Source organism: Vibrio fortis (assembly GCF_024347475.1).
In the GTDB taxonomy this organism is placed as follows: domain Bacteria; phylum Pseudomonadota; class Gammaproteobacteria; order Enterobacterales; family Vibrionaceae; genus Vibrio; species Vibrio fortis.
The window spans coordinates 510,054-522,543 of record NZ_AP025487.1; the positions used below are offsets into that span (position 1 = coordinate 510,054).

General features: G+C 47.4%; 9 protein-coding genes. All 9 read right to left on the reverse strand.

Going from position 1 to position 12,490, the window contains the following annotated elements; translation table 11 throughout:
- Complete coding sequence (locus tag OCV50_RS02295) at positions 1-573, reverse strand: flavodoxin family protein (protein ID WP_261903602.1); 573 nt, start codon at positions 571-573, stop codon at positions 1-3.
- Positions 574-576: 3 nt separating this feature from the next.
- A complete protein-coding gene (locus OCV50_RS02300; protein ID WP_261903603.1) occupies positions 577-990 on the reverse strand; it encodes a VOC family protein in 414 nt (137 codons plus the stop codon).
- A gap of 216 nt (positions 991-1,206) precedes the next feature.
- Positions 1,207-1,827, reverse strand: a complete 621-nt coding sequence (locus OCV50_RS02305; protein WP_239841581.1) for a TRIC cation channel family protein — start codon at positions 1,825-1,827, stop codon at positions 1,207-1,209.
- Between the two features lie 74 nt (positions 1,828-1,901).
- On the reverse strand, positions 1,902-2,750 hold the full coding sequence (gene btuF, locus OCV50_RS02310) for a vitamin B12 ABC transporter substrate-binding protein BtuF (protein WP_261903604.1): 849 nt from the start codon (positions 2,748-2,750) through the stop codon (positions 1,902-1,904).
- Position 2,751: 1 nt separating this feature from the next.
- On the reverse strand, positions 2,752-3,705 hold the full coding sequence (locus OCV50_RS02315) for a cobalamin biosynthesis family protein (protein WP_261903605.1): 954 nt from the start codon (positions 3,703-3,705) through the stop codon (positions 2,752-2,754).
- A gap of 10 nt (positions 3,706-3,715) precedes the next feature.
- A complete protein-coding gene (gene mtnN / locus OCV50_RS02320; RefSeq protein WP_239841577.1) occupies positions 3,716-4,411 on the reverse strand; it encodes a 5'-methylthioadenosine/S-adenosylhomocysteine nucleosidase in 696 nt (231 codons plus the stop codon).
- Between the two features lie 114 nt (positions 4,412-4,525).
- Entirely contained in the window at positions 4,526-4,954 is a 429-nt protein-coding gene (locus OCV50_RS02325) for a DUF1499 domain-containing protein (protein WP_239841576.1), read from the reverse strand.
- A gap of 162 nt (positions 4,955-5,116) precedes the next feature.
- Positions 5,117-6,874: a diflavin oxidoreductase gene (locus tag OCV50_RS02330; protein ID WP_261903606.1), complete on the reverse strand. Its 1,758-nt coding sequence runs from the start codon at positions 6,872-6,874 to the stop codon at positions 5,117-5,119.
- 138 nt (positions 6,875-7,012) lie between these two features.
- Positions 7,013-12,463, reverse strand: a complete 5,451-nt coding sequence (locus OCV50_RS02335) for a glutamate synthase-related protein (RefSeq protein WP_261903607.1) — start codon at positions 12,461-12,463, stop codon at positions 7,013-7,015.
- Positions 12,464-12,490 lie beyond the last annotated feature (27 nt).

A 12,490-nucleotide genomic window follows, 5' to 3' on the forward strand; every position in this document is an offset into this window, starting at 1 on the left:
CTACTCTTTACTTGTCAGTTCTTGAACTAGCGTTGCGATTCTGGAGCCGTAGTAGTGCGCAGTGAGTAGGTCATTGGCATTTACACTCTCCTGCCCATCATCGATACTCGATACCAAGCCGATGTTCGAGCCAGTACGATTGAGGCCTAAATCATCAGTATGCTTAGAGGCATCAAGTCCAATCCATAACATTCCATGCTGACATGCCAGTGTGAAAAAGCTCAGTAGTGTCTGTTGCTGCTCTCCATTAAGACTGCCGCCTGTGGTGAAGCCTGCTGCGAATTTATTACGCCAAGCTTTAGCGCAGTAAGGCTCACTGCTGGCGTCCATAAATGCCTTAAATTGCGCCGCTGGGCTTCCCATGTAAGTTGGAGAGCCAAATACAATCGCATCACACTCGCTAAGTTGCTTGAGCTTCTGTTCGTTGATGTAGCGACCCTCTACAATCTCACTGGGTAATACCTCAGTCATGATGACAGATTGAGATAGAGCCTCGACACCTTCCGCGAGGGCATGGGCGACAGCTTTGGTTGCACCGCACTTAGAGAAGAAAACAATACCGATCTGACGCATGGGTTAATCCTCGTAGCGATTTTTGTTTTCTGCATCTTGTGTGAGGTATTCAATGAACTCCCACTCAACACCGCTTGCATCGTAAAAATAGACGCGCTTGCGAAACGGGTTGTCCTCTCCGATATCGTTCTGTTCATAACCAGCATCTAATAAGCGCTTCTGAACACGGTCAACGTCATCAACAACGATGCCAATGTGATTGATACCTACATCTAGATAAGGGGAGCGATCGGTTTGCTCTCTTGCAACCACCTCTTGAAGTGCTATGTAGCTGTCGTCAGTACCGATATGGCACCAGCGATAATTGGTTTGTCCACGATGGCGCTCTTTAAATTCAGGGATCGCGGTTTGGATAAATTGGACGGCGTCATCAATGTTACTGACGGTGATATTTGCGTGTTCAACATAAGCCTGCATGGGAACCTCCAGTGTTCTCTAATTAGTAAATAAATAACTTTATAAAGCTATTTGTTTACTAATATAGTTCAAAAAATGACTAAGTAAACAAAAAACTTTATTTAGTTTAGTTTTGTTTCATGCAGAGCAAGGTTGAGTGAGGGGAGCGGAACGACAGGTACAAAAAAGGCTCCGGAGAGCCTTTATTTTTCGATTTGGGATCAAGCGATGGTAGCACTATTTGTTGAGTGCAAATGTTGGCAGAGAGAGGTGCCAACGAATCGCGCCTAGACGAATCAACAGGGTAGAGAAGACACCGGCTAGGAAAGCTGTTTCGGAGTCTTGTCCCATACTTAAAGCCGTTGTATGGAATACACCACCGATGATACACGCTGTCGCGTACACTTCGCTTCGTAGGATCATCGGTACTTCACGCGCCAATACATCACGGATAATACCGCCGCCACAGCCAGTAATCACACCCATGATGATCGCGACCAGTGCCGAGTCTTGATAGCTCAACGATTTCTCGACACCAATGCCAACAAACACTGCCAAACCGATTGCATCACACACAGGCAGAATCCACCATGGGAGACGCTTTGGGCGTCTTACGATGATCATCGTAAGTAGACAGGTAATAAGGATAACCCACAGGTAAGTGGTATCGGTGATCCAGAATACCGGAGTGGCACCCAACGCCATATCGCGAATAGTACCACCACCAATTGCAGTCACACTGCCTAGAACGGCGACACCAAATGGGTCCATTTTCAAGCGGCCAGCGACAAATACGCCAGAGATGGCAAAAATAGCCGTACCGAATAAATCGATAAAATAAAGCAGCATGGAGTCCATGATACTGATGCTCTTAAAGTTGAAATTGTAGGGACAGGTATACGGCGAATTGTACGAAAAATCGCATCAAATAGTTAGCGATTTTGACGGGCTTTATCAAAGTAATCGCACACCTGTTGGATTGCTTGCAATGTTCGTGTTGTTGGGCGATTTATCCAGTCAGAATTGAGCGACCAAATCTGCTCTTTTTCAACTGCAGGGATCTCTTCACCCCAATGACTCCACATGGTGCCGTTCTCAATGGCATGGCGAGAGGTGAAGATAACTTCTGGCTTTTTAAGAACCACTTGCTCAATGCTTACTTGTGGGTAAGAGGTCGCGGCATCTTCGAAGATGTTTTGTCCACCGCAGAACTCAAACACTTCACTTGGCCAGTGACCTTGCGCGACAGTAATAATAGGCTTCTCACTCAGTTGGTAGAAGTATTGTACAGGCTCGGCGTCTTGATACTTAGCTCTGAGTTGCTCAAGCTGATCTCGATACGCTTTGGCATTGTTAAGCCCAACCTTTGGATCGCTTGAGTATTGGCTAAGGTGCTCAATATTGCTGGCGATACTGTCTAAGCTCTTGGTTTGTGAGTAGTAGATCTCTAAGCCAAACTGTTTGAGTTTCGCAAGCTCTCTTGGTGGGTTTCCCGCTGGCCAAGCCAGTATCAAGTCGGGTTGAAGTGCGATGATCTTCTCAACCTTAATTCCTTGATAGTTAGCGACTTTAGGTAACTTATCAGCCTCAGGCGGATAATCGCTTCTTTCGCTCACAGCAATCAAGTTGTCACCCAGTCCTGCACTGTAAGCCAACTCTGTGGCGTGAGGAGCAAGGCTGATGACACGCTTCGCGTCGCCATGAGGTTCTGCCAGTGCATTGGGGTGCCATAAACAGAATGAAAGTGCAGAGACAGCTGCAAAAGAGATGGAAAACTTCACATTAAATCCCTTGGTGAATAATCAAGAGTAGAGCGCTTTGAATCAGTAACCACGCCAATATTCGCCAAGCGAGCATTTTTTGCAGTTGGGCTAAATGCAGTGCAGAGGGTGCAATGCGGCCACCTAGTTTTGCTCGTACTGCTTTGACGTCATCATAAATGGCTGGGCCGCCTAGTGACAGTTCAAGTTTGTTGCCTGCGGATGTGATAAGCCATGCTGGCCCCGGTAGTGGCCAAGAGCGGCTTTGAGTCAGCATCATCGAAAAGGTGTTACTTGCGTTATGTCCTACCACAATCATTAACGCAAACAGTCGTAGGGGAATAAACTCTAAAACGGCGACCACTTTAACGACACTCGAACCAAATGGAGCAAAACGTTGTCGGCTTGGCGACCAGGCACGTGCTAGTTCTACAGTTAAGCGATACATAAGTGCCGCAATACCGCCGCCAATGGCATACCAAAAGAGCACACAGATGACGTTGCGACCGTAACCCATAATCAGAGTTTCGGCAGAGGCTTTTCCGAGTCCTAACGTAGACAAGGTATCGGTTTGTCGATTAACGACAGGCGCGAGCAGTTTGCGTGCTTGTGGTTTATCGTCTTTGCTTAGCGCTCGAATCAGTTGGCTGGCTAGCTTCTCGTTGTTGCGCCAATCAATAGCCAGTAACAACAGGGCAAGTTCAAATAGTTGCGGCTGCCACATCAAAGGTTTGAGGGCGATAAGCAGGATGAGAGCGGGAAAACACATCAGCAACCAAGCTAAGGTTCCAGAGATTAAGCTCTGTGAGTAGTTGCGATTGTTGTTTACTTTGTCGGCGAGCAGTTCAGCGAACTTATGCCATAGAGTAACTGGGTGAGCAGCGTGAGGAATCGGTAAAATTAAATGAAAGAGCAGTGCCCCCCACATTACGAGGAGCACGCCATTTGCAAATACCTGATCAAACAGTGTTTGCATCTTGAGTGACTTATTTTAGTAGGTCTACCATTTTAATCACCATCTCAGAAGAGCTCTTCGCTGCAAGCGGTAGGAACTCTTCAAAGCTCATTGGTGACTCTTTGTCTGCTACGTCAGAGATTGCACGTACAACAACAAATGGTACTTGGAATTGATGACAAGCTTGAGCAATTGCAGATGCTTCCATCTCAACCGCTACCACAGAAGGGAAGTGCTTACGAATGAACTCTTGGCGTTCAGCCGTGCAAACGAAAGCATCACCAGTACAGATTAGACCGCGTACTGCGTGTGTATCTTCCATTTGTGCTAGTGCTTTCTCTGCAACGTCCATTAGCTTTGCATCTGCTTGGAATGCTGCTGGTTGACCTGCCATTTGACCGATCTCGTAACCAAATGCTGTAACGTCTGCATCGTGGTGACGAACTTCAGTAGAGATAACTACATCGCCTAGGTTCAGCGTTGAATCAAAGCCGCCCGCAGAGCCAGTGTTTAAAACAACATCTGGTTGGTATTCGCTTAGCAGGATAGAAGTACCGACTGCTGCAGCGACCTTACCAATGCCAGATTGCAGTAACACAACATCAACACCATTTAACTGACCAGAGAAAAAGGTACAGCCGCCTTTTTTCACTTCTGTCATCTCTGTGATTGCTGATTTTAGGATCGCAACTTCTTGCTCCATTGCGCCAATGATGCCGATTTTCATGTGTAGTCTCTTAATAAGGTTGTTTTAACAATAGAGTGAAATTGTAACATGGAAGAGAAGCATCAAGCGACAGCACTTACACACTTCTCTTTCGTATCAAAATGGTCGGTGCGATTACTCAATCAGCCCTGCCTTTGCAAGTTCTGCTCGTAGAGTATCCACGCGCTTGCGATTCACGCCAAAGTCCGAGTGACCAGTGCGCGACTCGGAACGAACCAAAAGGTTATCGCCTTCGATTTTGAGTTCTAAATCATCGACAAAGCGCATGATCTTACTGGTAAATTCAACACGTAAGTAGTCATCATTTTTAACCGCCGTTTTGGTTCTTGGCTGCTGCAAGATCACGGCTTCTATCTGAGACAAGCTGACGCCGTCAGCAAGGGTAAACGGGGCAATATTGTGTTGTTCACGAGTGTCTTGAGTTGAGACACAGTTAGGTTTGTCGCCACACGGATTGTTCGTTCTATCTTCCATTGTTTGATTTCCTTGGCTACAGCCAGCAAGGCCGATAAGAAGGGTAGAGAGCAAGACGATTTTTTTCATTGTTTTTTCCTTTGATTTTGATGGGATAGTACGGCTTACCCATTCATGATCGTCATGGTAGTGTAGGTTAATTATATGATCTAAAAATCAAAAAGGATCCCTAACGAGATCCTTTTATTTTTAATGTGTTATCTAGAACTCAAAGACCTAGAGATAAATGACCTAGTAGACATCACGCACGTAGCGTTTTTGTTTCTTGAGTTGATTGATGTACGCTTTGGCGCCTTCTTTATCTAACCCGCCATGTTCTACAACAATCTCATGCAGCGCCTTATCAACATCTTTCGCCATATAATAGGCATCGCCACAGACAAAGAAGTAACCGCCACGCTCTAACCAAGCGAATAGTTCAGCACCGTTGTCGCGCATCTTATCTTGTACATACACTTTCTGTTCTTGGTCACGTGAGAACGCCAAATCCAGTCGAGTAAGCACCTCTTTTTTCTGCAGGGCTTCGATCTCTTCCTGATAGATGTAATCGGTAGCGCTATTACGGTCGCCGAAGATCAACCAGTTGTCACCAGGGGAGGCTTGTACTTCACGCTCCTCAAGGAAGGCGCGGAATGGGGCGATACCTGTCCCCGGACCCACCATGATCATTGGTGCTTTATCATCCTCCGGAACAGCGAAGTTCTTGTTCGGTGCAAAGTAACAAGGGACTTTCTGACCCTCTTCGACAAGGTCTGCAAGCCACGTTGAACATGTGCCGTTATAATCTCGCTCACCATTGTTGTAGCGCACGCTGCCAATGGTGAGGTGAACTTCATCGTTATGATTGTTTAAGCTTGATGAGATTGAGTAAGCGCGTGGCGCGATAGGTCTTAACAGCGATAAAATCTCAGCCAATGACAATGACACCGTTGGGTAAGCTTTCACAAGATCGAGGATATCTTTACCCCACAGGAAGTCATTCAGAGCACTGGTATCCTCATTGCCTAGCATCTGGATCACACGGTGATCGCTAGCCGCTTCAGCAAGTGCTTTAACCAGCTCTTTCGAAGGCGTTCGAATATCTAGGTAGCGAGTGAATAACTCACGTAGGCTGTGGTTTTCTCCATTCCATGACGGTTTCTCATCACCGCTAAATTGGAAATGGTCGAGCAGGGCATTGACTAAGTCTGGTTGGTTTTCTGGAACGACATTCAAAGCATCACCCGGCTTGTAGAATTCTCCAGACCCTTCCAATGACAGCTCATAATGCACAATCTCTTTACTTGATCCTTGTTTAGTCAGCACACGCTTGTGCTTGAGTGTCGCCTGAAGAGGATTTTTACGACCGTACTTAGATTTCTGTTTCGCACCAGGAGAGGTACCTGATGCCGTTTCACTATCTGAGCCCTTTGCGGCAATCGCAGGTAAGGTTGCAATCATCCACTCTTCTGCAGGCTGCTCAAAGTCAATATCACAATCGACGCGGTCAGTAATACGCGTTGCTCCAAGCTCAACCAGTCGTTCATCCCACTCTTTACCCGCAAGACAGAAATCGTCATAGCTGGTATCACCTAGAGCCAGAACCGAGAAGTAGGTATTAGCGAGTTGTGGTGCGTTATCACCACTCATGGTTTCCCAAAGTGTCTCTGCGTTATCTGGGTGTTCTCCTTCACCATAAGTACTGGTGACAATCAGAATACGTGATGACTTAACAAAGACTTGAGCATCGACGTCATCCATATCTTGAACGGTTGCAGTTAAGCCGTACTCTTTGGCTTTTTCTGCTGTGTCGTAGGCAACGCTCTCTGCGTTACCCGTTTGTGAACCATAGAGGATGGTTAGTCCTTTCACTTGAGGTTTAGATTCCGCATGCACAACGGACTCTTCTTTAACCAAAAGGCGTGAATGAAGGCCTGAAAAGAAGCCCGCCAACCAAGTCTTTTGGTCTTCATTAAATGGTATATCTTGTGGCAAATGAGGTACTTTCATTTTTCTTCCTATCTAATACTTCGCCTATCCCTTAGGCGATAATACTCGTCATATTTGAATCTACAGCGTTGTTAACTGCTCACGCTCACCCTAATCACATAACAAAACTATGCTCATAGGGCTGAACGTGCTTGTTGCCTAGCTGTAGACCCAATTATTTTGAGTATGGGCTTCTTGTTCTGCTTGTTCGATCTGCTCGCGGATCACATCGGCGAAGGTATAGCAATAGAGTGTTGCTAAGCGCTGGTTTAGTGGTTCAATCGCTTTCATCTCTTTGCTGATGTCTTGCTCTCTTGCCATGATCCATACGGTTGTACCGCGGCTGTGGGTATCCCATACATCGCGTCTCTCTAACGAAGCTTTGTAGTCTTGAATACGCTTGTTGGCGAGCAGCACTGATAGCTCATCATCACTGTAGTTAGAGACGGCTTCTTTGACGTCTTTCAGTAACTGGTCATAGAGCTTTTTATCTTTAAGCTCAAACATACGCTGGATAGCCTGCGCATCACTTGCACTGTTTTTAGCGAGTTGGTGAGCTCGATGCAGCACGCCACTGTGAGTTAACAAATCACAGATGAGTGGTGTATCCATGTCGCCATATTGTGGGCTCAATCCATTAGCCAGAGCTTTTTGATCACGGTAGGCAAAATGCACTACTTCGATCAGATTATTTGCTTGCCCCTGAATGAGCTCTTCCAGCATCTGCTTACGGGTGTGAGAGGTCAGAATACTCTCTGGGTGTTGACTGTGGAGCAGAGCAAATGGAACCACGAGCGTGAACAGGGTTCGGCTGGTTGGCCAATCGTTGAGGATACGTTGCGCTTTGAGTGAACCAGTAAAACGAACATGTTGCTCTAGGTGCCATTTAAGCGCTTCTTCGTAACCCGGGTTTTGCTCAATCAATGGCACGGTTAGCACTGAATCGGCGCTACAGCTATTTACAAACTGACCATCGATGTCGTATTGGTAAGCAATACCGCCTGACATACCATTGCCGAAGCCTTTACCAAAGCCGCCAAGGTTGATCACTGAGCCGTTAGTCATGTATTCACAACAGAAGTCACCAACGCCTTCTACAACCGCAACTGCACCTGAGTTACGCACGGCAAAACGGTCGCCAGCTTCGCCTTGAACAAAGGCTTGGCCACCCGTTGCGCCAAACAGTGCGAAATTGCCGATAAGGACGTTATTGCCTGCTTTTAGTTTACGTTGGCTTGGTGAACGAACCACAATGTGACCACCACTTGAGCCTTTACCGACACCATCGTTACAGGTACCAGTATGCTCCATGACAAGACCACTGTTATTGAAGGCAGCGTAACTTTGACCGGCACTGCCGTGGCTTTTCACAACGATGGACTCGGCATCAAAGAAGCGACGACCATTGGCAGCCGTGAGTGTTGCAGGGTGTTGTTGTGCCTTGCTTTGGTAGTTCAATGCACGTTCGATGTCGATGGAGAGCTGGCCCCCCGTCGATTTGTTGCGATTGTTGAGCTTACCTGCATCCAGAACAATGTTGCGCTCTTCTTGCTCAAAGTAGTCAGCGAGTAGCTGCTCGATAAGGTTGTCATCTGGCGTGAAATCAGCTTCTAGGTAAACCGGCTTCGCCACCTTAACAAGGTCGACTTCGCGCAGTAGACCCGTGACATTGAGCTTACCCACAATGCTGTGGTGGTTAGCAAGGTGAAGTAGTTCACTCTTACCACGGATAGCTTGCAAGCTGCTGTAACCCAAGCGAGCCAAGATCTCACGAACCTCGTGGGCAACGTTTAAGAAGTATTGAGCAAGGGCTCGTGGGTCACCTTGATACAACTCTGGGTTGGTCGTCAGGCCGGCAGGACATTTCACGTTACAGTTCTTAGCCATTACACACTTAAGCATCATCAATGCTGTGGTACCGAACTCGAACGAGTCTCCACCCATGATGGCGGATTTAATCACGTCGATACCGGTTTGGTGTGCGTTCGAACAGCGCAGAGTGACTTTATCACGCAGGCCATTTTCACTCAGAGCTTGATGCACTTCGGCAATACCAATTTCAGCGGCACGGCCAGTATTCTTCAAACTGGTTACGGCAGCTGCACCTGTACCACCGGTGTTACCAGCCACGTTGATAATATCTGCACCGGCTTTGGCGACACCAACAGCAATAGTCCCGATGCCTTCAGACGACACCAGCTTAACAATTACACGTACACGTGCGGCTTTGGCGTCATGAATCAGCTGGCCTAAATCTTCAATCGAGTAGGTATCGTGATGTGGCGGCGGGCTGACAAGTTCCACACCCGGAGTACCACCACGCGCAGCAGCGATTTCGACCGTTACTTTTGGTGACGGCAACTGACCACCTTCACCCGGCTTCGCCCCTTGGGCAATCTTGATTTCGATCTCCTCAAGCTGTGGGTCTGCTAGGTAGCCAACCCAAACGCCGAAACGACCTGAAGCAAACTGCTTAATCTTGCTCGATTTGATCGAATTGAAGCGAGAAGAGTGTTCGCCACCTTCACCTGAGTTACTCATCGCCCCTGCGATATTAGTACCTTGTGCTACGGCTTGGTGAGCATTGGCATTTAGGGCGCCGTGGCTCATTGCGCCTGAAGCAAAGGCTGGTGTAATAAGGTGAGCGGGTTCGACCTGTTCAAGCGCAATTGGCGGCTTGGTCGATTTCACGCGAGACAAAAAGCTTTCAAGAACAGGTTTCGTGGTGAGCTCTATCGAGTCTCCAACCACAGCGACATGTTCAATTTTTTCTGACCACGTTGTTTCAATCGCAATTCTAAGTGAGTTAGTGAGTTCACGGTTGTTCAGTGTTAGGACGAATTGATTCGACTCTTTAGAAGAGGCTTGAACCTCTAAACCTGACCACAAGTAGTTCACATTCCCTTCAAAATGGAAACGATCCAGCAAGTGAGAGAACTCATCAGCACTTTGAGCCTGATTGAAGTTCAGTGGTAGTAGTAAGATATCGCGCAGTGTTGCCGGGCGAGTTTCACGCTCACGGTACAAGTTGTCAGCAAAGGCACGATAAGCAGGCGTTACTTGGAACTTATCGATCTCTTCAGGGCTGAGTTTTTCATAACCGGTCTGCTTGTATGCGATGTCTTCGCTGGTGGCGACGGTGGATTCGAGGGCTTGCTCAGCAACTGGGTCAACGTAGCGCACCTCTTCCTGCGTCATGTTGATGTACTCACGAACCGCAGTATTACCGAAGCTGTGGCCCGCACCATCTTGACGCTCTTTAAATAGTCCCAGTAGTGGAATTTGATTCTCTTCGTTGATCGCTAGGGCTTTAAAGTGCCACTTTGCTGAGCTCCACGCGAGATCATCAAACTGTGCACCGCCAACTGGCGAGCTGATATTCGGGAAGAAACTGATGAGTTGTTCTGAATCGGTATCCAAGAAGTTAGACTCGAAGAACTCACCACCGATATAACTCTCTACCGTACAAAGGCCAAATTTACCCATGGTCTTCATCAAGGATTTTTCACAGGCTTTCTGGAAGTTCTTTAATCCTTGTTCAATCGATTGGTTGTTACACAGTGTTTTCGCTCGGTGGTAGACAGAGATTGGGCAGACGGCTGAGATACCAAAACCTAATAGACAGGCGATGTCATGGCTACTTGCTGCCTGACCCGTTTGGTAAATCACGCTTGCATCGAAACGCAGACCACGCTTAATAAGTCTTTGGTTGACGGCTGTTGCAACAAGAATTGCTGGCAGTGCAGCCTTGCCATTGCCAATCTGTTTGTCGCTCAATACGACAATATTGGTGCCGTTTTCTACCGAAGCCTGAATCTGGTCACAGAGTTCCGTGAGCGCTTCAGCAACGCGTGCGGCGTTATCTTCTCGGCTGTTCAATGTTGGATTGAAAAGGGCATCAAATGTTTCAACTTTGATTCGATCTTGCGAGAAAATCTGTTCAAGTTGTTGAGGCTGTAGAATTGGAGAGTTAAGAACCAATTGTACGGTTTCGCTAGGGCTGAAGTTAGGTTTGGCGCCCAGCGCAACACGCAGTGTCATGCCATCTGATTCACGCAAAGAGTCGAGAGGTGGGTTGGTGACCTGTGCAAAACGTTGGCTGAAGTACTTGGACATGCCACCTTCTTCATCGGTCAGTACGTTTGGGGCAAGGCCAAAGCCCATTGCGGTGATCTTCTCGGCACCATGCTCGATCATAGGATCAAGGAAGAACTTAAAGCTCTCTTGGTTCAGAGAGTAGGCGACATGACGACTGTAGGCGCTGAAGTTTTCATTCTCAGTTACGTTATCTAAAGATGCTGTCTCAAGATCGCCAAGGGTAATACGAGCTGACTCAAGTAGAGCACTATAGTTACGCTCTTTAGCCAAGGTTTCTAGGATCTCGTTGGTCTCGTAGCTGCGTCCTGTCGCATGATCGAAGTAGATCATTCCACCGGCTTGAATTCGGCCAAAGCGCACAATCTCTTCTGCAGGAAAGTCAATCTGACCCGCTTCACTCATCACTGCAAGGTAACGGTCGGTTTCAACACTACGCAGTGGACGCAGCCCCAATCGATCTAATCGAGCTCCGACTTTTTGGCCGTCAGAAAATATCAGTGCTGCAGGACCATCGTTTTTCTCTTCCGAAAGACTGAAGTACTCAAGCATCGCTTTCACTTCAGGCGAGAGTCGTTCGTCGTTTTCCCAAGCTGGTGGCATCATTGCCAATACAGCGGTAACGATGTCTAGCTCATCTTCCACCACGCGACGTGCCAATGTTTGATCGAGTCGAGCAGAATCTGACTGACCTTTTGGAAAGATCACTCGTTTCTTTTGTTGACGAGCGATGGCATCTTCACTGAGTCGGTTTTTCTTATCGGTGTTCAATTCACCGTTGTGCGCCATGCGACGGAAAGGCTGAGCCATCATGGTGGCTGGTGCAGTATTGGTCGAAAAACGTGTGTGAAAGAATAGGGTTGTGATGTGATGCTCAGGGTGGCTGAGGTCACTAAAGTAGGGCACAACTTCCCATGAATTTAGGCGTCCTTTGTAAACCTGAGTTTTTGAGCTCATCGATAGTGGATAAAAACCGGATAAAGCATCATCGGTAAAGCCGACAGATTCAATCTCACCTAATGCTAGGTTGATTTGGTGTTCGAAAAGATCAGCATTGCGAGACAAATCACCATTCAAAAAGACCACTTGCTGGATCGATTGCTGTACTTGACGTGATGCATCATTGACGGCAGATGGATCGATAGGCACTTCGCGCCATAGGGCAATATCTAATTGATATTTAGATAGGTTTTCTTCTATGAGTTGTTTTGCTTGAGCGTGGTGTTCGCGATTGAAAGGAAAGAAGAAGTTCGCTACACCAAAGTCTCCAGACTCAAGGTTTGAGGTCTTGAGTAGATGACGGTAAAAGTTAATCGACAGGTCAATGTTGACCCCTGCGCCATCACCAATACCTTCTGCATTCATACCTCCACGGTGTGGAATAGTACACAGAGCTTGGTGGGCCAGAGACAGCAATTGATGGGTCTGTTCACCAGTTTTATCGGTGATGAAGCCCACCCCACAGCTGGAGTGTTCATGCTCGCGGTCATAAAGCGAGCGAGATTCCTGATTCATTCGATCATTTCCTTGATTGCTTGCAGT